This is a genomic window from Bradyrhizobium sp. 186 (assembly GCF_023101685.1).
Lineage (GTDB): Bacteria > Pseudomonadota > Alphaproteobacteria > Rhizobiales > Xanthobacteraceae > Bradyrhizobium.
On sequence record NZ_CP082164.1, the window covers coordinates 1,679,674 to 1,701,404 of the forward strand.

The following is a 21,731-nucleotide window of genomic DNA, read 5'->3' on the forward strand; positions in this document are numbered from 1 at the left end:
GTGCCAGTTTGCCGCGCGTTCCGGTCCTACATTCGACGGCGGGAAATGCGATGATCAGATCGAGGAAACGTTATGGATCGAAGGAATCTCTTGAAGACGGTTACGTTGGCGGGATCGGCACTTGCCTTGCCGGCACTTGTCGCGCCGGCCATGGCGGACAAGAAGAGCGCAGCCGCACCGTTGATTGAAAAGTTTGCAGCGACTTTGAGCGCGCACGACCTCGCGGCGTTCGCGGCGCTGTTCTCTGATAATTACGTCAACCACCAGCTCAGCGCGGCCGCACCGCCGCCGCCGCAGGGCAAGTCGCCGAAGCAGGGGACGGTGGCAGTTTTTACTGCGCGGCTGGCCGGAATACCGGACCTCAAGGTGGAGATCGAGTCGACGGTCGCGTCGGGCGATCGTGCTGCCGCAAGCTTCGTCTATAGCGGCACCCATAACGGCCCGCTTTCGGGAGTTGCGCCAACCGGTCGCGCGCTCCGATTCACCTCCTGCGATATCTTCAGGGTTCAAGGCGGCCTGATTGTCGAGCATTGGGGCATGGGCGATATCGCCGGAGTCCTGGCGCAGTTGAAGGCCTGACCGGCAACTGTTCAAGCCTTCACCTCAGTGTTTGCGAGAGTCGCATCTCCTCGGGTGACGCCCGGCTAAAACGGGCCATTTCAGCCGGCGGGATTGTGATTCTAAATCCAACACCGCTGGGGACTTCAAGGACCCAGATTTTCAGCGCCGTCGGGACACTCGATTTCGTGCTCGACGGCGTATTTTTTTGATGATCGGCAGACAGGTGCCCCGAGCGGCGTCATCCGGCCGCTGGCAAGCCAAAAATTGATCCCGAGTTCCTTTAGGTCCAACCGTTGGGCTTCGACAGGTTAGAGCTCACCCGTGAGAAACTGGGCACGTCCCAGCCCAAATGACCAATCCCCATCGGTGTTCGTTACGAACGTCACGACAACGTCGCTCGGCGAAATGCCGCATTGATCGGCAAGCCGTTCCACCAACGAACTGTAGAATGTTTGCTTCATCACGCGGCTGCGAGGGCGAGTCGTGACTTGAAGGACAAGCATGTTGGGTGTGCGCTTGATACCAAGGCCCGTGTCCTCGATGATCATTCTAGAAGGCGGGTGCTCCCTCACGATTTGATAGCGGTCGCGATGAGGTACGTTGAATGTGTCGACCAACACCTCATGGGTCACGTCTAGTATCTTTCTGAGCTGCCGTTCCGAACGTCCCTCAACAAGATCGAAGCACAAAAGGGGCATTATCCATTCTCCGTGTCGCTATGGGTTGTCGCTTCGTCTTCGAGAGCGCGATCGCGGCTGTAGATCGAGTATTGAAACCGACGGGCCTTCGCCGCCGTTTTTCTGGTCGGCCCGCTGCTGGGCAAGCAGCGGGCCGGCCGTTGCGATCATGACATGGTGGGCATCACGAACTCGGCGCCGGCGCGAATGCCGGTTGGCCAGCGGCTCGTGATCGTCTTCATCCGGGTATAGAAGCGGACGCCTTCCGGGCCATGCATGTGGTGGTCGCCGAAGATCGACGCCTTCCAGCCTCCGAAGGAATGGAATGCCATCGGTACCGGGATCGGCACGTTGATGCCGACCATGCCGATCTTGATCTTGTGCGCGAACTCCCGAGCCGCGTCGCCGTCACGCGTGAAGATCGAGGTGCCGTTGCCGAACTCGTGCTCGTTGATCATGCGCGCGGCAGTGTCGTAGTCGGCCGCACGGGCGACGGACAGCACGGGGCCAAAGATCTCTTCCTTGTAGATCTTCATGTTCGGAGTGACATGATCGAACAACGACCCGCCGATGAAGTAGCCGTCTTCGTAGCCCTGCATGTTGAAGCCGCGCCCGTCGACGAGCAGCTTGGCACCCTCTGCGACGCCGGCGTCGATATAGCCCCTGACCTTGTCCAAGTGCTGCTTCGTGACCAGCGGCCCCATTTCCGCTTCAGGATCCGTGCCAGGTCCGATCTTGAGGCTGTGGATCTTCGGCTCCAGCGCCGAGATCAGCCGGTTCGCAGTTGTCTCGCCGACCGGCACTGCGACGGAGATCGCCATGCAACGCTCACCGGCCGAGCCGAAGGCGGCGCCCATCAGGGCATCGACCGCCTGGTCCATGTCCGCGTCCGGCATGATGATCATGTGGTTCTTGGCACCGCCCAGCGCCTGGCAGCGCTTTCCAGTGCTGGCGGAGGTCTCGTAGATGTACTTTGCGATCGGCGTGGATCCCACGAAGCTGATCGCCGAGATGTCGGGATGATGCAGCAGCGCGTCGACGGTCTCCTTGTCGCCATGGACCACCCCGAATACGCCGTCGGGCAGACCCGCTTCCTTGAGCCATTCTGCCACGATCACGGACGCCGACGGATCGCGCTCGGAGGGCTTCAGGATGAAGGTGTTGCCGCAGGCAAGAGCCACGGGAAACATCCACATCGGCACCATGGCGGGGAAATTGAACGGGGTAATGCCGGCGACCACGCCGAGAGGCTGGCGCATCGAGTAGCTATCGACGCGCGTTCCGACGTTCTCGGTGATCTCGCCCTTCAACAGCTGCGGGGCGGCCGTCGCGAACTCGACAACTTCCATACCACGCTGAATTTCGCCGACCGCGTCGGAGTGGACCTTTCCATGCTCGGCGACGATAACGTCCGCGAGCTGGCTCGTCCGTTCCTCGAGGATTCTGAGGAAACGGTTGAGGATCCTCGCTCGTCGCAAGGGCGTCGTCGCCGCCCACCCCGGCGCGGCCTTCACGGCTGCAGCGACGGCATCCGCCACATCCGCGGCGTTCGCGATCGGCACCGATGCCGCTTGCTCACCGGTCGCAGGGTTGAAGACGAACGATGACCGCTCGTTGCGGCCAGATACGCGCTGGCCATTGATATAATGCTGAACTTGCCGAACCACGATGAACCTCCTTGCTCTTTCCACAAGCGGCATATGAAACGTTCAAGTCTGCACATCAACGAGCACTACTGCGGATTGGTTGTGCGAAAAATAAAGTCGTCTGATCGGAGTTACATTTGCGTGGATCGTGACAAAAGGCGCGCTGAACGCCAGCGAGGCCCATTCATTGTTTCGCATTGAGGAACACTGTTTGCCGCACGGTGAGGATTTATCGGGCGGTCCAAATGGACTAATCCCGCTGTTAATTGGCGGTCGCCAAGATAGGCTGACGGCGTTGCGGATCGTTTTGACCCAATTTGAGACGTTGCCTGCGCCAAGCGCGCAATGGGCATTGGGTTCGATCGACTTCGTCTCGCGTCGCGCTGGCAGAGCACCACGTGACGCGGTGCATGAAACCTTAACTTACGAGATGGGCAAAACGACCAAGCGCGAGTGCTCGTGCCGCATGCACGTCTGGTCCGCCCTTCCGAATCGGGCAGACCGCGCGCAGACACGTGCCGACGGGTGACAACGGTATCTCACGAGAGCATGACGGACGTCGTTTCCTTTGGACCATTTCGTTTGTTTGCGGCCGAAAGGCTGCTTGAGAAAGCAGACGAGCCGCTCGAGCTCGGCAGTCGCGCCCTCGATATCCTAATCATGCTGGTGGAGCGGGCCGGAGAGGTCGTTACGCATAAGGAGCTGATGTCTCGAGCCTGGCCGAACGTGACTGTGGACGAAGCCAATCTGCGCGTCCATGTCGCGGGCCTTCGCAAAGCGCTCGGAGAGGGGCGCGATGGCGCCCGCTTTATCACGAATGTTTCCGGACGGGGCTATTGTTTCGTTGCTCCGGTAACGCGATTAGCGACACAACGGCCCGCACCGCAGGTGCGGAAAGTCGTCAGCGACCGGCTTCGCCAGCTGCCGGCGCAGTTGGCTCGGATGGTTGGACGCGACGACACCGTCCGTGCGCTATCGGCTCAACTGTTGACGCGACGCCTCGTCAGCATCGTTGGGCCTGGAGGCATGGGCAAGACGACAGTCGCGGTCTCGATCGCTCACGCGCTGATCGACGATTTCGACGGAGCCGTTTTCTTCGTCGATCTGGGAGCGTTGACCGATCCCAGTCTTGTGCCGACGGCGGTTGCCTCGGCGCTCGGATTAATGATCCAGGCTCAGGATCCACTCCTAAGTCTGCTGGCCTTTCTTGGCGATCGGAGAGCTCTCCTCCTGCTGGATAGTTGCGAACACGTGATCGAAGCAGCTGCGGCGCTTGCCGAACCGGTTGTCAGCGCCGGGCCACAGGTCCACATTTTGACAACCAGCCGAGAGGCACTACGGGTCGAAGGCGAGCACGTTCATTTACTGTATCCGCTCGACAGCCCTCTCACTGAGGCCGGCCTGACAGCTGTCGAGGCGCTTTTATTTCCGACCGTTCAGCTATTCATGGAGCGCGCAGCTGCGAGCGGCTATCGATCGGAGTTGAGCGACTCCGACGCTCCGATCGTCGCCGGGATGTGCCGGAAGCTCGACGGAATTGCGCTCGCTATCGAACTAGCGGCCAGCCAGGTTGGCTTCTACGGGATTCGCGGAACCGCCGAGTTGTTCGACAACCGATTCAAACTGCTCTGGCTTGGTCGACGTACAGCAATGCCGCGGCATCAGACCTTAAATGCGATGCTCGACTGGAGCTACAATCTTCTGCCTGAGCGCGACAGGCTCGTTTTATGCCGATTGTCGGTCTTCATCGGGGTATTCACGCTCAGGGAAGCTCTCTCGGTCGCGGGCACGGCATCAAATGACCCTGATGTCACGGTGTCCGTCGCAAGCCTGGTGACGAAGTCGCTTGTATCGACCACCGTCATTGACGACAGAACGTACTATCGCCTGCTCGATACCACACAGGCCTTCGCCGCGGGCAAGCTTGATGAGCGTGGTGAGGCTGATGGGGTCGCGAGACGGCATGCGGTCTACTACTCCAAATATCTTGAAAATCGTGAGGTCGTGAAATCGGCCGTCCGCGGGCAAGATCTATCTGGATTTGCACAGCATGTCGGGAATGTTCGGGCGGCACTCGAGTGGGCGTTCTCCGACCACGGCGACATCGCCATCGGAGCCGAACTCGCAACCTGGGCGGCACCGCTGTTCGTAAGTCTATCGCTGCTCGACGAGTGCCGGAAATGGTGCGAGCGAGCCTTAGCCGCTCTCGGCGATACCGAGCGCAGCACCAAGACGGAGATGATCCTCCAGGAGTTTTTGGCGTTGTCGTCAATGTTCACCAAAGGAAACGGCAGCGAAGTTCGAACAGCTATCGAGCGCGGGCTTTCGCTTGCCGAGACTTTGGTAGACAGGGATCATCAGCTGCAACTTCTTGCCGGATTGAACATATTCCTTACACGGATTGCCGATTTTCGGGGCGCTTTGGCTGTCGCGGAGCGTGGAGTCTCGATCGCCGATGCAGCCAAGGACCTCGCCGGCCTCGTCATCACAGACTGGATGTTGGGGGTATCGTATCATCTGGTGGGAAATCAGGCGGCAGCGCAACATCATTGCGAATCTGGGATGGCCAGATCTGTCGAGCTGGGACAGAGCAATGCCAGCTTCTTCGGCTACGATCATCGTGTCCGCGCGCTTGTCGCACTTGCCCGTGCCCTATGGCTGCGCGGTTTTCCAGAGCGGGCGGTTCAAGTGGCCCGGCAGGCCATTGACGAAGCGGAGCGTCAGGATCAACCGGTCTCTGTTTGTATCGCCCTGATTTACGCGGCGCCGGTTTTCTTATGGAGCGGTAACTTCGAGCGAGCGGGGGGCTACATCGAGCGGTTGATCGCCTATGCGGGGCGCTACTTGCTGGCACCATACCGTGCCGTCGGCATGGCGCTAAAAGGCGAGCTTGCCGTCATTCGAGGCGAGGCAGGGGCGGGCCTCCATTTGCTGCGGGACGCGCTGGAAACGCTGCATGCCGAACAGCACAAGATTCTCGTGACAGTCTTTACCGGCGCGCTGGCAGATGGTCTGCGTAAGGCCGGACAATTCGACGAGGCCTTGCTCACCATCAACGGTGCGCTTGCGCGTGCGGCCCATTGTGGGGCGACATTCGATATGCCGGAGTTGCTTCGTATTAAGGGACAGATTCTCGCCACCATGCCAAGGCGAGATCTGGCGTCGGGCGTCGACTGCTTGATGCAGTCGATTGCCGTAGCGCGCGAGCAATCTGCCCTGGGCTGGGAGCTACGATCGGCGATGGATCTAGCTCGTTTGCTGTCGGAGAGCGGACAATACGACCAAGCCCGTGACACACTCGTCCCGGTCTATGACCGGTTCACGGAAGGGTTCGAGACGGCGGATCTTCGGGCCGCACGATGTCTCATCGGCGATCTGGTGCAGTGAGTCGTTTCCCTTAGCCGTTTAGCCATCGGGCCGACAAACACGGCTCCTGCCTGGATCTAGCGCTGAAAAGCGGCTCACGGTCTTCAGTGGAATCGCGTATGCAACGCGCGCCCCCTGCGCCGGGAGGCTGTTTTTCATTTCCTTACAAGATACAACGCGCCAGATCGCGGCCCGTCAGCCATGGTTCCCGCAAACAGGACTAATCACCTGCCATGACTTCAAGAGCCCGCCATGTCCGCTTCCAGCGTTCCACAACTTCCACAGCCAGAGCTGCCATTGCTCGTGGCGGCCTGTGTTCGGGCCGTCAACGCCTACGATGCTGAGGGGTTACTGGCGCTCTTCGCGGAGGATGCGCTTGTCAACGATCAGCTTCACGAATACTGGGGGAAGCTGGCTATCCGGGAATGGGCGGACCGCGACATCATCGGCGAGAGACTGACGATGCAAGTCGTCAAGGTCGTGGAGCATTACGGCCACTTCATCGTAAGAGCCAACGTCGACGGCAACTACGACAAGCGCGGATTGCCTGATCCGCTTGTGCTTTCGTTCTATTTTTCATCTCACGGCGATCAGATCGTTCAACTCATTATTCTTCGCAATCAATTCGATATTTAAAAAGCCGCTCCAACGATTGAACCCCCGATTGGCCGGTTGTGATGACGACTGTCGCGACCTCCATCACCAGCCGAGTGTTTGAAGGAGGCCTTCCACGCGAAGGAGCTCATTTTACATTTTCTTACAACACTCAACTCGCTTCCGCGTGGATGCTGCGCAACCCTGCGTTCTGTAGCCGAGTCATCCGAAGCCCCGAGCTGGAAGTGAGGATAACATGACTGACACAGATGAGCGGTTTGCTGTTGCTTTGGACGCAGGGCAGATCGGCATCGTGCAGCCGACCGGGCAGCCGAGGACCCTTGAATTGTCAGGTCGCGTTGAGCCCGCTAGGACCACCGATTTTCAAGCCGTGCTCCTAGCCATGGCCGGCCATGATCTTCGACAACCGTTGCAAATCATCCAGGGTTCGCACGAACTTCTCGGCCTTGGCGTCAGGACCAAGTCCGAACAACGCCTATTGCAAAGAGGGCAGTATGCGATCAATTGCCTCAATGGGCTGCTCGATGAACTGCTAGGTGCAGTCCGGATTAATGAGCATGCAATGGAGGCGGGGCTCTTACCCGTCGCACTCGGACCGTTGTTCCAGCACGCGTGCCATGAAAACGCTGAAGCCGCGTTGCAGAAGCGGATCGAGATTCGCGTGTGCCCCACGGCTGCGTCCGTCCTGAGCAATGCAGTATTGCTTAGCGGCGTTCTTCGAAATCTCATCAGCAATGCCATAAAATACACCGAGCCCAATGGGCGGATTCTCATCGGTAGCCGCCGTTCAGGCCAAAACGTACGTATCGACGTCTGTGACACTGGCGTCGGTATCGCGGGCGAGCAACTTTCAAAGATTTTCGACGCGTTTACCCGACTTGATTCCGCGCGGTGTGACGGACTTGGCGTCGGGTTGTTCATTGTGCGCCGCGCGATTGAAGTGCTCGGGCATCGCATCGATGTCAGCTCCGTTGCCTCCCGGGGGTCGCGTTTCTCCATTTTCGCGACGCGGGCGGATTAAATGAGCGAAATCATCGCGTCGCTCAACGAACGTCGAGCAGATCGTCAGAACACGATTAAGCGGCGTGGCGACTGCCGAGCACGAGCCACGCCGGGCAATGCGGGCTCAGAGGCTGCGGCGGATTTCGCGCACACCGCGGCCGAGCCTTCGGCGCAGCAGCGCGCGCAGCGTCACGCCTTCGGCGTACCCGACCTCGGCTGCAATCTGATCGACGCTGGCATGGCCGGTTGTAAGCAGGTGAACGGCCCGCTCGATTCGCAAATCCTGGAGGTATTCGAGCGGAGATTTGCCCAGCACGCCATGCATCCGACGCGCCAGAGTACGCTTGCTGGTGGCGAGCTCCGCGGCAGCCTGATCCAGCGAGAATCCCTCGGCCAGCCGCTGTCGTGCCCATCGTTCGAACTTCTGCACCAGTGGATCGCCGTGGACTACGTGCCCAGGTATCGCGTAGGCGGCCTGCGAGTTGCGGACGTCGGCCATCAAATACTTGCCCGTAAGGTCGGCCAGCGCAGGGTCGGCGCGTCGGATCAGGGTCAACGCCAGATCCAAATGGCCGAGTGCTGCGCCAGCGGTGACAACCATGTTGGACTGAACAATGATTTGCGACTCGTCGAGCCGCACATGCGGATATCGCTGCCGGAAAAGAGGTGCAAGCCACCAAGTGGTGGTTGCTTCTTCGCCGTCGAGCAAAGCCGCTTCCGCCAGCACGAAGGTGCCAACGCAAGCGGCCGCAGCCAGCGCACCGCGCTCCGACCATTTACGCAACACCACACTGGCCTCGCGCACCTCGCCACTGGCCAGCATCTGCACCAGCGGTTTCGGCATGATCCGATTGATGGCTGGCATCACCACCGCATCGGGCTTCTGCGCGCGCACTGCCGAGGTGACCGGAACATTCAGGCCCTGGGCTGTTGTGACGGTCTCACGCAAACCGACCACTTTCGTCTTGAAGCGTACCGAGGAAATGCCGTGCATTTCCGCAAGCGCGTTGGCGAAGGCAAAGGCGTCGAGCACCGCGGCGAGACCCGTGTCGAGCACGTCGTTCAGAGCAAGGACATGGATGCGCATGGCAAAAACGATATCAGAATTAGGCGTTTTGCCAACACTTAGACTGCGGATCCTGTTCGAACTTGTAATCCGGGATGCCCCCGTAAATTGGCTAAATCTGGAGAATGGTTGGCTTGATCAGTATCAAAATTGGCAATCCTGCCAATACGCGCCGCGCCGCTTATCTCATAGAGATGCATCTACTTTGGGGTGTTGGACGGTCAACAGATGGAGATGAACAATGACGCTCAAGTGTGGATTATTCGTCCGGCTGGAAGCCAAGCCAGGCAAGGAACGGGCCGTGAAGGATTTTCTCATCAGCGGCCTTGATCTGACAAATCGGGAGGCGGGCACGCCGGTCTGGTTTGCCCTGCAGCTCTCGCCGACGACGTTCGGCGTGTTCGACGCCTTTACCAGCGAAGAAGATCGCCAGGCACATCTCGCCGGCAACATGGCCAAGGCTCTGATGTCGCGGGTCGAGGAAATGCTGGCAAAGCCGCCGTCAGTCGAACCTGTCGACGTTCTGGCCGTCAAGAATCAGCCAGCCTGATCTTCGCGTCTGCCAAACCGGACTCGGCCTCTATCAACCCTGATTAGCCATCACCGGACAACGCCCGGCACCGAGATGGTCCTGCGAAGCGGGCAAACTGAAGCATACCAGGAGACTCCCATGTCCTTACTACGAAAGACCTCCGCGATCGCCCTCGTGCTTGCCATGACTGGTGCGGTCGCCCACGCCGAGACGAAGCCGGCTGCGAAGGACGTCGTCATCGTCCATGGCGCACTGGCGGACGGCTCAGGCTGGCGCGCCGTCTACGACATTCTGACCAAGGATGGCTTCCATGTGACGATCGTGCAGGAGCCGCTCACCGGCCTCGCTGAGGACGTCGATGCAACCAAGCGCGTCATCGATCAGCAAACCGGTCCCGTCGTTTTGGTCGGTCACAGCTATGGCGGCTCCGTGATCACGGAAGCCGGTGCCGACCCCAAGGTCAGCGCGCTCGTCTATGTGGCCGCCTTGCAGCCCGATAAGGGAGAGGCCAGCGGTGCGCTGATGTCGAAGTTCGCTGCGCCGAACGATGCCATGCGGGTCTCCGTCAACAAGGCTACGCCGGACAACAAGTATTTCTTCATCCCGGCGGCGAAGTTCCGAGAAACCTATGCCCAGGACGTCCCGGCGGAGCAAGCTCAGTTCATGGCCGACTCGGAGCAGCAGCTCGCTCAGAAGGCCATGGGTGCGCCGCTCTCGGTCGCAGCATGGCACAGCAAGCCCAGCTACGCCATTCTGACCACTGAGGATCACGTGATCAGCCCTGAGCTTCAGCGCTGGATGTACAAGCGTTCGGGCGCCAAGGTCACGGAAGTGCCCGCAAGCCACGCTGTTTTCGTCTCTCAGCCCGCCGCGATCGCCCGCGTGATCGAGGACGCCGCGAAGTAGATGAAGAGCTGACGATCACGCCGCTGATCGCCTCATTCCGCTCAAAGTGCGCATACTTTGCGGTCCACCGACACGTGAAGTATGTGCGCTTGGCAGGTAGCGCGTCCGAAGCGCCGGAGCATTATATGGCCGCAGTTCCCAGCCCCGATCGGCCTGTCGCCGAGCACTGGTACTTCCGCCATGCCGCGCTGGTGCGTGCGACGCATTGGATCAACGCCGTCTGCTTCGTGCTGCTCCTGATGAGCGGACTGCAGATCTTTAATGCCCATCCCGCGCTCTATGTCGGCGATCAATCGGACTTTGACCGTCCGGCCATGTCGATCCGTGCGCGCCTATCCGAGAACGGCCTCGTCGGGGAGACGATGTTCGCCGGCCATTCCTTCGACACGTCGGGCATATTCGGTATCTCGAACGAGGACGGTCAAATCTCGCAGCGTGCCTTTCCCAGCTGGATCACGATCCCGAGCAACCAGGATCTGGCGACTGGCCGGCGTTGGCATTTTTTCTTTGCCTGGCTGCTGGTGCTGAATGGTCTCGTCTATTTTACCTGGGGCTGCGTTAGGCGACATTTCGACCGGGATCTTCTTCCCAGCCTTCGCGAGCTCAGCCATGTCGGATGGGAGGTCCTTGAGCATCTGCGCCTGCGCTTCCCACGCGGTGCAGCGGCGAGGCGATACAATGTGCTGCAGCAGATGACCTATCTCTTGGTCGTCTTCGTCCTGTTCCCGTTGATGATCCTCACGGGCCTTACGATGTCGCCCGGGATCGACAGCGCCGTGCCGCAGCTGCTCACGCTGTTCGGCGGGCGCCAATCGGCGCGGCTGATCCACTTCTTCGTCGCATCGAGCCTCACGTTTTTCGTTATTGTACATCTCGTGATGGTGCTGGCCTCGGGTGTCTGGAACAATCTGCGCTCAATGATCACCGGCTGGTACGATCTCGGCAATCCGAGGACGCCAGATGTCGCTTGAACATCCACGGCGTCGCGATTTGCTCTGGGCATTTGCGGCAACTAGTGGCCTCGCTTTGTCGGGCTGTGACCGCGTCGCCGTCGCACCGCGCGTCCGTTCTGTCCTCAATGCCGCAAGCAGTCTCACTTACAAAATGCAGCGCCTCCTCATCGGGGCTCATCGGCTCGCGCCCGAATATAGTGAGGCCGACATCTCGCCGGCGTTTCGCCCCAATGGTTCAATCGATCCGCAGGACGAGGACTACCTCAAGCTCGTCGGCAATCATTTCGTCGATTGGCGCCTGAAGGTTCGCGGCCTCGTTGAGCACGAACTGTCGCTGTCGCTTGAACAGTTGCGCTCCCTGCCCACACGGACCCAGATCACCCGGCATGATTGTGTCGAAGGCTGGAGCTGCATAGCTAAATGGTCCGGCGTGCCGCTCTCGGAAATCCTGTTGCGCGCTGGCGTGAGACCAGAGGCACGGTTTGCCATATTCCATTGCGCCGATACCCTGGACGATGGCGGCGAATCTGCTGATCCCGAGAACATCCGCTACTATGAGAGTATCGATCTGATCGATGCTGCGCATCCGCAGACGATCCTCGCTTATGACATGAACGGCACACCGCTGACCGTCCGCCATGGTGCGCCGCTGCGATTGCGCGTGGAGCGGCAGCTCGGCTACAAGATGGCCAAATACATCATGCGTATCGAACTAGTGCAAAGCCTCTCTGGCCTGCATGGCGGCCAAGGCGGCTATTGGGAAGATCGTGGCTATGAGTGGTATGCCGGGATCTGAACGACTCCTTATTCATCATAAGCCGCCGGTATCCAAGCCTCCTTCCGCGGGTAAGGCCGCGAGGTAAGCACTGACGTCGCAGTGACCAATACCACAAACTCCCGACTATCATCTTTGGCTTTGGCGACGCAGGCGTCTGCTTGCTTCCATAGATTCGATATGGAATGTTGAGATCTGCACATCATTGAGAAAAGTTTGTAGTGTGCTTGCGGGAATTGAACTCGATGGATTGGGACCGCATCCGCATATTCCTAGAGGTCGCCCGCACGGGTCAAATTCTCGGTGCCGCTCGGCGCCTGGGTGTAAACCACGCGACCGTTGCACGGCAACTCACCGCGCTTGAGCAGGAACTGAAAACCCGGCTGGTCGAACGGCGTACAACGGGCTGTGTCCTGACAAGCGCAGGCGAGGCCCTCGTCGCCGCGGCGGAGCGTGCCGAATCCGAATTCCTTCAGGTCGGCACCCAACTTGGCCGATCATCGGACGCCATCTCTGGCACGGTCCGCGTCGGCGCTCCCGATGGATTGGGGAACTACTTTCTAGCCAGCCACCTCGGTGCGCTTGCCGCGCAGCACCCCGACCTGCTCGTTCAACTTGTTCCGCTACCGCGGACATTCTCGCTGTCGAGGCGGGAGGCCGACATTGCGATCACCTTGGACCGTCCGAAGCAAGGGCGACTGATTGTCAAAAAGCTTACGGACTACACGCTTAGTGTTTACGGTGCAGAGAGCTATCTGAAGCGCTTAGGACCAATCCGAAAGCAGGCCGATCTCGCCGGCCATCTTTTCGTGACGCATGTCGAGGATTTTGTCTACAGCCGAGCGCTCGACTACGCGTCTTCGCTTGGAAAAGTCATGACCAAGCACTACGAATGCGGGAGCGTTGTGGCGCAGATGGAGGCGGTGAGGGGCGGTCACGGCGTGGGCATACTACACGACTACGCTGCGCGACGGTTTCCAGAGCTCAAGCGATTGTTACCCGAGGTTCGCTTTGTGCGAAACTATTGGCTGATTTCGCATCCCGACACGCACCATACGCGCAGAGTGTCGGCGGTCCACGCGCACATCGTGGCGAGGGTGCGCTCGGCCCGCCGGGAATTCACGGGTTAAACGGTTTGCCTTTTCCACGTCGTTCCGCGGTCAAGCAAATGGACGGCATGGAGAACGATGTCGGCCCTCCACCTATCTCTAATAGAGATAGGTCTATCTTAAAAATGCGCTTGATGGCGACGCCGGTGACTGCCTAGCTTTGAACAGGCCTGATCGCAAATTTTGCGGGAAGGCGAAGGCTGCCCTCAAGATGGCAGGATCCAATAGCAACCCCGAAGGGAGTTCGAACGCACCGGAAAAGTCCACACCCAGCATCCACAGCCCGCCTACGTATTGCGCTGAATGCTGTTCAGAACCTCAAGCGCCAACCCGACCAGCGGACGTGACTGCCCGCAGCTTCCTATGGAAGATTGATGAACATAACAACGATCGCGGAGGAGTTCGCTCGGACGAGGATATTGCCGAGAGCCCCTGTTTGGGAGAAGTCGCGCGCGATGGCGACGGCCGAAATCCGTGAAGCGATCAATGCGGGAATTGGATCAATTAGAATCGGCGCTGAGTATGGCGGCCTGGGTCTCGACTATTCGTCCACAGGAGCCGTCCTGCGAATCCTAGCCTCCGCGGACTTCGCGTTCGCGTTCAGCTTGGCGGTGCACAGCGCGGTCGCCGGATCGATATCGGAGCACGGGACGCCGGCTCAGATCGCTCAATACCTTCGCCCTGTACAATCCGGAGAGCTGATACTGTCCGTATGCATAACCGAACCCTCAGCAGGCTCTGATGCGGCCGCCGTGAGGACGACAGCGACGCCTGACAAAGGGGGCTGGCGTATAAGCGGATCCAAGGCATGGATTACCAATGCCACGTCCGCGGATCTCTTTCTCGTATACGCCCAGACCGACTCTGGAACGGGGCCGGCAGGCATTGCCGCCTTTCTCATCGAGCGGGAATGTCCAGGCCTCTCCATCACGGCTCCGTATGACCTCGTCGGGTGCCATTCCATGGGTCTTGCCGGCGTCGAACTCGCCGACTGCTTCGTGCCGCATGAAGCGCTTTTTGCTCGTCCCGGTGAGGGGTTCAAGCGGGCGATGAGCGGGATTGATGTCGCGCGTACGCTGGTTAGCGCCATGTGTTGCGGAATGATGGAAGCAAGCCTCGCATTCGCAATAGAGGCAACGGCCGAGCGTTCAGCGTTTGGTTCAAGAACGATCGACTTTCAAGGGGTGCAATGGATGTTGGCCGACATCGCCACAGATCTTTCGGCCTCGGAGCTGCTCTTCAAGGCTGCTGCATCGAAGCTTGATCGAGGGGAGCGGGCGACGATTGATGCTGCGCACGCCAAGAAATTCTCTACAAAAGTAGCGTTGAGCGCGGTCGCTCAATGCATGCAGCTCAGTGGTGCGCGTGGGCTCTTGGCCGAGACACCTATCTCGCGCCATCTCGCTGGGGCTAAAGCTGCCCAGTATCTGGATGGAACAACAGAGATACAGAATGTTGTCATCGCAAGGTCTCTTCGGTCGCGCGTAAATCAAGCTTCGTAGGTTTCAATGGAGCGGCCGCGCCGAATAGCGCAAGGGCCAGTCGTGGGGAGATAGTGCGTGGCTCGTTCGCTTAGTATCGATGACATCATCGCGGAGTTGCCGCGTCGCCTTCACCTGGCGGTAGATAACCAGGCGGCCATTTCGCCGAAGCAACCCGCCGTCATCGACCATGCGAACGCATTGACATTTGAGGAGCTAAGGCGATCCTCGATGGATACGGCTACGCGATTGGGCGAACTGGGGGTACGCGCCGGCGATCGCGTGATGATTGTCAGCGAGAACTGTGTCGCGGCCGCCGTCCTTTTACTCGCCATGAGCCGGCTCGATGCATGGGCAATAATTGTCAACCCGCGGCTTTCGCAACGGGAGCTGGAGCAAATCCGAGAGCACAGCGGCGCGCGCTTGGTTCTGTTCGCCTCCGGAGTATCTCCTGAGGCTGCAACGCACGCGGTGTCCTACAACGCAAAATCCGCTGGTATCGTCGATTTTGCCGAGATCGCTGCGTCCGAAATCAACGTAGCCGCGCGTCCGGAGCGCGTCGAGGAGGACGGGCACAAGCAAGTTGCCATTCTCGTTTACACATCGGGCACCACAGGAACTCCAAAAGGAGTTATGCTCACGCATCAGAACCTTCTCTTTAGCGCGCGAACAAACGCTTTGTATGAGGCCCGAGGGAGCGGCCACCAGCTCTATATTGTTCTTCCAATCTCTCACATTGCCGGATTCACGTTTCTACTGATGTCGATGATGATGGGCGCAACCGGCCGCTTGGTCCGAAGATTCGAGCCGGCGCTTGTTTCAAAAGCAATATCGAGTGGGGAGGTATCAATACTCGGCGGAGTTCCCGCAACGTATCAGAGATTGCTGGAATACGAAGATGCCTTCGGCGCTGCGCGCCATGATTGCGACGTCCTCAAGCACTTGATGGTGGCCGGCGCGCCGTTGGATCTCACACTGAAATCGCGTATCGAAGAGAGATACCGAGTGCCACTTTTGAACTGCTACGGGATAACGGAGTGCTCGCCGACGATCTCAAGCGTTCGTCCCGATAAGCCGAAAAGTGATCAGACCGTGGGCTCGTTCGTTGTGGGCGTGGAAGGGCGTATTGTCAGATCGGATGGCTCGATTGCAGCTGAGGGCGAGGTCGGCGAGCTGCACGTCCGCGGGCCGAACGTCATGCTGGGTTATTATCACGCACCCGAGCTGACCGCCGCGGCTATCGACGGTGGGGGATGGTTCAAGACGGGTGACCTCGGCCGTATCGACGATGATTGCCTGTATATCGTAGGGCGGGTGAAGGAAATGATCATTCGGTCGGGCTTCAATGTATACCCCGCCGAAGTAGAAGCGGTTCTAAACTCCCACCCAGCGGTCATTCAGTCCGCGGTTGTGGGAAAGCCGGTTCCGGGCAATGAGGAAGTCGTAGCGTTCGTGCAGCTGCAATCGGACGCGAGAACGACCGTCGACGACTTGGCGGAGTATCTAAATCCACTTTTGACGTCCTATAAGCGGCCGTCGCAGATCATTAGGCTCGAGAGCCTACCGGCAACGGCTACGGGAAAGATTCTGAAAAGCAGATTGGCTGCCTCGATTCGTCAGGCCAAGCAGTAGACCTCGAATGAAGCTATCTCGGTCATCCGAGTCGGTTGGCGACATCGGTCATTCGATTTCAAGCCGCTATGAAAAGAGGAGATAGATGGCTTACGATATCGATGTGCATGCGCGGCACGTCAGAACAGCGGTTAAGTCGAATGGTGCGGCACGCTCGCAGGTCGTAGCGTCGTGGCGGCGCTGTATTGTTGGTTATGGGCTGGATCCGAGTGCAAAACTGCCGCGGCGGATGCTGTCGGCTATCGAGCTAAGAGAGGCGACCCAACGTCTCGAACCGCTGCTCTTTGCGGCTGGAGCAACACTCGAGAGATTGCAGGCAGCGCTCGCTAGAATGAGTTGCTGTGCCCTTATTGCAGGCGTCGATGGCGTGGCCGTGCACAGGAGCGGCAGAGACGCGGATGTCGAGCATCTTGGTCGCTTCGGGCTCTGGCCGGGAGTCGATTGGAGCGAGCGAAGCGAAGGGACGAATGGCATCGGCACCTGTCTTACCGAAAAACGAGATGTGTCAATCCACGGGGCGGATCATTTTCTTGCCCGTAACACGGACCTAAGCTGTAGTGTTGCCCCCATCTTCGATCATCAGGGAGAACTGGCCGGAGCCCTTGATGTTACTTACTACGGGAAAGCCGTCTCGGAAGAGGTGATGGGCTTGCTCGCATTCACGGCGCGAGAAGCTGCATCGCAAATTGAGAGAGCCAACTTCCTCGCCTCCTTCGACGACGCGAGGATCATTTACATTCACGATCGTACGCGCGCGTGCGTGGGACTTATGGCAGTCGACGATGATGACATCGTGCTTGGAGCAACGCGTGCGGCACGTTCGCTGCTTGGCATCACCGATGCCGGTTTGCGTAGCGGAATTCCCGCCATGGATATTCAACAGCTGGCAACTTATTCCGAGGACACCATGGCTCGCGCGGAACGAGGGACCATCCGTCGGGCGCTTGCCCGCACAAGCGGCAACGTGTCTGCGTCGGCCAAGGCTCTCGAAATCAGTCGGGCGACTATGAAACGTAAGCTGAAGAAGCTTAATCTCCGTAGGCGAGAAGAACTCGGTTCGGATTAGCAAGTGCTTGGCGCACGCCTCCCTGCTGGAAAGGCAAGAGTGCGCCTTCTCAGAGGTCGCTACGACGCAGGCGATCAGTCGCGCACGCCCGTGACGCGCCAGATCACATCGCCCACATCGTCCGCCACCAGCAGCGAGCCGTCAGGTCCGAGCGCAACGCCAACAGGCCGTCCGTAGGAGACCCGCTCGTCCGATGCAAGGAAGCCGGACAAAATATCGCGCGGCGGTCCGACCGGGCGTCCATTTCGGAATGGGATGAAGACGACCTTGTAGCCGCTAAGTGTGCTGCGGTTCCAGGATCCATGCTGGCCGATGACCATGCCGTCGGGAAATCCCGGAAGGGTACCGGCCGGCAGCCAGCAGAGCCCGAGCGACGCGGTGTGCCCGCCGAGCGCGTAATCCGGTGTGATTGCTGTTTCAGCTGCGGACGGGTCCTGCGGGACGCGATCGTCGACTATCCGTCCCCAGTACGAGTAAGGCCAACCGTAGAACCCTCCGTCGCGCACCGAAGTCAAATAGTCAGGAGGCGTTTCGTCGCCAAGACCATCGCGCTCATTGACGACGGTCCAGAGCGCGCCGGTCTGTGGCTCCCAAGCCATGCCAACCGGGTTGCGCAAACCGCTGGCGAATATCCGGCTTTTTCCGCTTTCAAGATCGAGTTCGTAGATTGCGGCCCGGCCTTTCTCTGCGTCCATGCCGTTCTCGTCGATATTGCCGAGTGAGCCGACGCCGGCAAAGAGCTTCTTGCCATCGGGGCTCGGCAATAGGCTCCGGGTCCAATGTCCGCCAGGCTTGAATGTGGTGAGTCTCCGCCCTGGCGCCGAGATGCGGTCCGCGCCCCTCACGTACGGGAAGGCCATCACACCATCAGTGTTGCCGACGTAGAAGGTGTCACCGAGTTGCGCCATGCCGAACGGTTGGTTCAGCTTCTCCATAAAAGTGTGGCGCCATTCGGCGACACCGTCGCCGTCCTGGTCACGCAATAGCGTGATGCGGTCCGCGCTGACTCCGAGGGCCGCGGCGCGTCGCATCGTCGCTTGCATTGCATAGTCAAACACACTGCTAACGGGGCCAGCGATCTGCGTTGCCTCGGCCACGAGGACGTCGCCACTGGGGAGCGCAAGGATCCAGCGCGGATGCTTCAAATCTCTCGCAAATGCATTGACTGCAAGCCCTGGCGCCGCTGTGGGCTTCTGCCCGTCGGCCCACCCCCGTGCCGTCGGCATCTTCAGCGTCGGGATACTGCCCTGCGGCTTCGCCGCTGGGACGACGGGGGCGCTGCCCCAGGCCGGCTCATGCGCGGAGCCCCGAAGCCGGCGCCAGAGCAGCGCGACGCCGCCGATTGTCGCAACCAATCGTGCAAAAATCCCCGAAAAGCTCATGACGTTCCCCTCGTCCGCACACACTGCCCGCGCCGTTAGACAGTCGATCACGCAGCGTCAACGCAACGGATCAAGAATCTTCCACGAGATGTACCAAATCTGACCTAGTGGTTCATCACAGTGATTTTGACGTTTTGATACCGAGCCATTCGAGGATCGGCAAGCTTTCCGGCGGCACGAGGATTTCGATGCTTCTGGGGACGCCAGGTTGACGGCGAATGAAACCGTTTCGTTCGAGGGTGACGATCATCTGGTGGACCGAAGGCGGGCTGACGCGGAAATGGCGCTGCATGTCGGTTTCGGCGGGTGGGCGTCCGAACATGTGCGCGTAGGTGTAGATAAAGGCCAGGTAGTGTCCCTGCTTCTCCGTGAAGTGCGTGCCTGATTTTTGACTCATCGCTGGATTCGTCCCGGCCTCCGACAAGGAGGCGAAGCATGAATGTACGTTATCGGGTCGAATTGAGCCAAATCGAGCGGGACGAACTGACGGCGATGCTGGGCGGCGGGAAGCATGCTGCCCGCAAGCTCAAGCGGGCGCAGATTTTGCTGGCGGCCGATGCCGGCAGTTGCGACGCGGAGATTGCCCGGTCTGTCCGGGTCAGCCTGTCCAGCATCGGCCGGACCAAGCGCCGCTTCGTGGAAGGCAATCTGGAGCGGGCCTTGAGCGAGGAACCGCGTCCGGGCGCAGAGCGCAAATTGACCGGCAAGGAGGAGGCCCTGCTGGTGGCGACGGCGTGCGCCAAGCCGCCCGCCGGCCGCAAACGTTGGACGCTGACGCTGCTGGCGGACACGATGGTCAAGCTCACCGATCATGACAGCCTGTCGGGCGAGACCGTGCGTCGCCGGCTGGCCGAGAACGACCTCAAGCCATGGCGCAGGGACATGTGGTGCATCCCCTATGTCGACGGCGAATACGTCGCCCGCATGGAGGACGTGCTCGACCTCTACGCCGAGGCGCCGGATCCCGTCCGGCCGCTGGTCTGCTTCGACGAGACCCCCGTCCAGCTCATCGGCGAGGTCCGTCAGCCGATTCCAGCCGAGCCGGGACAGCGCGAGCGTTACGATTACGAGTACCGCCGCAACGGCACCGTCAATCTCTTCGTTACCTTCGACCCGCATCGTGGCTGGCGCAACGTCAAGGTCACCGAGCACCGCGCCGCCGTGGACTACGCCTACTGCATGCGCGAACTCGTCGACGTCCATTATCCCGACGCCGACTGCATCCGCCTCGTGCAGGACAATCTGTCGATCCATACCGCCGGCGCGTTGTATCAAGCATTTGCGCCTGCTGAGGCCCGTCGCATCCTGCGCCGCCTCGAATTCCACTTCACCCCGAAACACGCCAGTTGGCTCAATATGGTCGAGTGCGAGATCAGCGTGCTCCAGCGCCAGTGCCTCGGCCGCCGCATCGACGACCCCAAAAGGCTCCGAAACGAGATCGCAGCATGGCAAAAGCGGCGGAATAAAACCCGAGCCCGCATCAAATGGATGTTCACAACCGACAAGGCCCGCGCCAAACTCGGCCGCGCCTATCCAGCCACCGCCAAAGAGTCAAAATCACTGTGATGAGCCACTAGTTGGCTGCCGAGATGTGAGCCGCTGTTGCCAGTCGACGATTACCGCACTCGACCGTCATCGCGTCTGCGCGCAAACTTCCAATGCGAATGCGCAAGAACAGGACGCATCATCAGTCCTGCGAAGCGATCAATCTCACAGATATCTCGGCGAAAGCACAGATAGCTCAAACTCATTCCGCGGCGGGGAACGGAATTGGCTCATGGATGAGCCATTCCGACGGTCGTGGATGATTGCCCTGGATGACAATCGAAATCACCGACCGCATGGTCCGCTCGTTAAGAACACTTCATGGATGAGGGAGTAAACATGTTACGTTTGTTGAGCGGCCTGCAAACCGCTGCCGTTGCCGTGACGGCGGCTTTGACGCTGTCGACGGTTGCAATGGCGGCCAATGACAAGACAATTGGCGTGGTCGTTCCGACGCTCGACGCGCAGTTTTGGAACAGGGACATTGCCTTTCTGACAAAGGGAGCCGAAGAGCTGGGCGTCAAGCTGATCGTGCTAAACGCCGACAACAAGCCGGACCAGATGATCAAGTCGATCGAGGACCTGGTTGCAAGGAATGTCAACGGCATCATTTCAGTTGGTTACTGGTCGACAGGCGCCAAAACCATTCTAGCTGCACAGCGCAAGAAGATTCCGGTCATCCTGACAGACTCGTATCCCGATTTCGCGCCACAGTCAGAAAAGTACCCGAACTATCTGGCCTTTGTCGGTCCGAGCGACGAAGACGCGGGCTATCGTATGGGCAAGGCCCTGTTCGCTGCGATCAAGCCAGGAGCTGATGGCAAGAAGGTCATTGGCGTCGTCAACGGCACAGCGGGTACTTCGGTCGCTATCGATCGACGCAAGGGGCTGGCCAGGGCGATTGGCGAGGAAGGGAATATCAAGGTTGCCGGCGAGGTTGACGGCAATTTCGTTCGCGACGCGTCCCAGACGGCGTTTGAATCGCTGTATCAGGGCAACCCAGACATCACGGGCGTCTGGTGCGGCAACGACGCCGAGGCGATGGGCGTGATCGCCGCACTCAAGAGCAAAGGCAAGGTTCCGGGCAAGGATGTCATGGTGTCCGCCATGGATCTCAATCCGGAGAATGTCGACAGGGTCAAGGCCGGCGAACAGCTGTTCTCCATTGGCGGTCATTGGGTCCAGGGCGGCATCGGTCTGGTCATCATGTACGACTACCTCAATGGCGTTAAGCTGCCCGCGGCGGATGCGACCGTAAAGCTCAAGCTGCTGCCGATGGCTCAGAACCAGGTTGACCAGTACGTGAAGGACTATCCGGGTGGTCAGCCGGCGTACGACTTCAAGGCGCACTCCAAGTTCCTCAATAAGGATGCGCCCCCCGTTGCCCTCGAGTTGAAGTATTCCAACTGACGTCCTG

At 59.6% G+C, this 21,731-nt stretch carries 19 protein-coding genes; 14 read left to right on the forward strand and 5 right to left on the reverse strand.

Going from position 1 to position 21,731, the window contains the following annotated elements; all coding sequences use genetic code 11:
- The first annotated feature begins 150 nt into the window (after positions 1-150).
- On the forward strand, positions 151-579 hold the full coding sequence (locus IVB18_RS07840) for an ester cyclase (protein WP_247988620.1): 429 nt from the start codon (positions 151-153) through the stop codon (positions 577-579).
- A 290-nt stretch (positions 580-869) separates the two neighbouring features.
- Here IVB18_RS07840 and IVB18_RS07845 read toward each other — a convergent pair whose 3' ends face one another.
- Positions 870-1,259 (reverse strand): tautomerase family protein, encoded by a 390-nt coding sequence (locus IVB18_RS07845; protein ID WP_247988621.1) that lies wholly within the window; start codon positions 1,257-1,259, stop codon positions 870-872.
- A 146-nt stretch (positions 1,260-1,405) separates the two neighbouring features.
- Positions 1,406-2,905 carry a CoA-acylating methylmalonate-semialdehyde dehydrogenase gene (locus IVB18_RS07850; RefSeq protein WP_247988608.1) on the reverse strand — a complete coding sequence of 500 codons (1,500 nt, stop codon included), beginning with the start codon at positions 2,903-2,905 and terminating at the stop codon, positions 1,406-1,408.
- Positions 2,906-3,433: 528 nt separating this feature from the next.
- Between IVB18_RS07850 and IVB18_RS07855 the strand changes: the two genes are divergently transcribed.
- The 3 genes from IVB18_RS07855 to IVB18_RS07865 all read left to right on the forward strand — a co-directional run bounded on the left by IVB18_RS07855 (position 3,434) and on the right by IVB18_RS07865 (position 7,886).
- Entirely contained in the window at positions 3,434-6,271 is a 2,838-nt protein-coding gene (locus IVB18_RS07855; RefSeq protein ID WP_247988622.1) for a winged helix-turn-helix domain-containing protein, read from the forward strand.
- Between the two features lie 231 nt (positions 6,272-6,502).
- Positions 6,503-6,886 carry a nuclear transport factor 2 family protein gene (locus IVB18_RS07860; protein WP_247988623.1) on the forward strand — a complete coding sequence of 128 codons (384 nt, stop codon included), beginning with the start codon at positions 6,503-6,505 and terminating at the stop codon, positions 6,884-6,886.
- A 214-nt stretch (positions 6,887-7,100) separates the two neighbouring features.
- On the forward strand, positions 7,101-7,886 hold the full coding sequence (locus IVB18_RS07865; protein WP_247988624.1) for a HAMP domain-containing sensor histidine kinase: 786 nt from the start codon (positions 7,101-7,103) through the stop codon (positions 7,884-7,886).
- 105 nt (positions 7,887-7,991) lie between these two features.
- Here IVB18_RS07865 and IVB18_RS07870 read toward each other — a convergent pair whose 3' ends face one another.
- Positions 7,992-8,954 (reverse strand): helix-turn-helix domain-containing protein, encoded by a 963-nt coding sequence (locus tag IVB18_RS07870; protein ID WP_247988625.1) that lies wholly within the window; start codon positions 8,952-8,954, stop codon positions 7,992-7,994.
- Between the two features lie 220 nt (positions 8,955-9,174).
- On the opposite strand from IVB18_RS07870, the gene IVB18_RS07875 reads away from it, so the two are divergent.
- The 8 genes from IVB18_RS07875 to IVB18_RS07910 all read left to right on the forward strand — a co-directional run bounded on the left by IVB18_RS07875 (position 9,175) and on the right by IVB18_RS07910 (position 17,387).
- Positions 9,175-9,483 (forward strand): antibiotic biosynthesis monooxygenase, encoded by a 309-nt coding sequence (locus tag IVB18_RS07875; RefSeq protein ID WP_247988626.1) that lies wholly within the window; start codon positions 9,175-9,177, stop codon positions 9,481-9,483.
- Between the two features lie 120 nt (positions 9,484-9,603).
- Positions 9,604-10,371, forward strand: a complete 768-nt coding sequence (locus tag IVB18_RS07880) for an alpha/beta hydrolase (RefSeq protein WP_085403813.1) — start codon at positions 9,604-9,606, stop codon at positions 10,369-10,371.
- Positions 10,372-10,496: 125 nt separating this feature from the next.
- Positions 10,497-11,342, forward strand: a complete 846-nt coding sequence (locus IVB18_RS07885; RefSeq protein ID WP_247988627.1) for a cytochrome b/b6 domain-containing protein — start codon at positions 10,497-10,499, stop codon at positions 11,340-11,342.
- A complete protein-coding gene (locus tag IVB18_RS07890; RefSeq protein WP_247988628.1) occupies positions 11,332-12,120 on the forward strand; it encodes a molybdopterin-binding protein in 789 nt (262 codons plus the stop codon). The genes IVB18_RS07885 and IVB18_RS07890 overlap by 11 nt, the downstream gene beginning before the upstream one ends.
- Before the next feature lie 224 nt (positions 12,121-12,344).
- A complete protein-coding gene (locus IVB18_RS07895; RefSeq protein ID WP_247988629.1) occupies positions 12,345-13,229 on the forward strand; it encodes a LysR family transcriptional regulator in 885 nt (294 codons plus the stop codon).
- Between the two features lie 353 nt (positions 13,230-13,582).
- Positions 13,583-14,710, forward strand: a complete 1,128-nt coding sequence (locus IVB18_RS07900) for an acyl-CoA dehydrogenase family protein (RefSeq protein WP_247988630.1) — start codon at positions 13,583-13,585, stop codon at positions 14,708-14,710.
- Between the two features lie 57 nt (positions 14,711-14,767).
- Positions 14,768-16,321: an AMP-binding protein gene (locus tag IVB18_RS07905; protein ID WP_247988631.1), complete on the forward strand. Its 1,554-nt coding sequence runs from the start codon at positions 14,768-14,770 to the stop codon at positions 16,319-16,321.
- A gap of 85 nt (positions 16,322-16,406) precedes the next feature.
- Positions 16,407-17,387 carry a GAF domain-containing protein gene (locus IVB18_RS07910; protein ID WP_247988632.1) on the forward strand — a complete coding sequence of 327 codons (981 nt, stop codon included), beginning with the start codon at positions 16,407-16,409 and terminating at the stop codon, positions 17,385-17,387.
- Between the two features lie 74 nt (positions 17,388-17,461).
- Here IVB18_RS07910 and IVB18_RS07915 read toward each other — a convergent pair whose 3' ends face one another.
- Positions 17,462-18,769 carry a sorbosone dehydrogenase family protein gene (locus IVB18_RS07915; RefSeq protein ID WP_247988633.1) on the reverse strand — a complete coding sequence of 436 codons (1,308 nt, stop codon included), beginning with the start codon at positions 18,767-18,769 and terminating at the stop codon, positions 17,462-17,464.
- A 115-nt stretch (positions 18,770-18,884) separates the two neighbouring features.
- On the reverse strand, positions 18,885-19,166 hold the full coding sequence (locus IVB18_RS07920) for a helix-turn-helix domain-containing protein (protein WP_247983521.1): 282 nt from the start codon (positions 19,164-19,166) through the stop codon (positions 18,885-18,887).
- Positions 19,167-19,204: 38 nt separating this feature from the next.
- On the opposite strand from IVB18_RS07920, the gene IVB18_RS07925 reads away from it, so the two are divergent.
- Positions 19,205-20,335, forward strand: a complete 1,131-nt coding sequence (locus tag IVB18_RS07925; protein WP_247984173.1) for an IS630 family transposase — start codon at positions 19,205-19,207, stop codon at positions 20,333-20,335.
- Positions 20,336-20,653: 318 nt separating this feature from the next.
- The gene (locus IVB18_RS07930) at positions 20,654-21,724 is read left to right on the forward strand and encodes an ABC transporter substrate-binding protein (RefSeq protein WP_247988634.1); all 1,071 of its coding nucleotides are present in this window, start codon (positions 20,654-20,656) and stop codon (positions 21,722-21,724) included.
- Positions 21,725-21,731 lie beyond the last annotated feature (7 nt).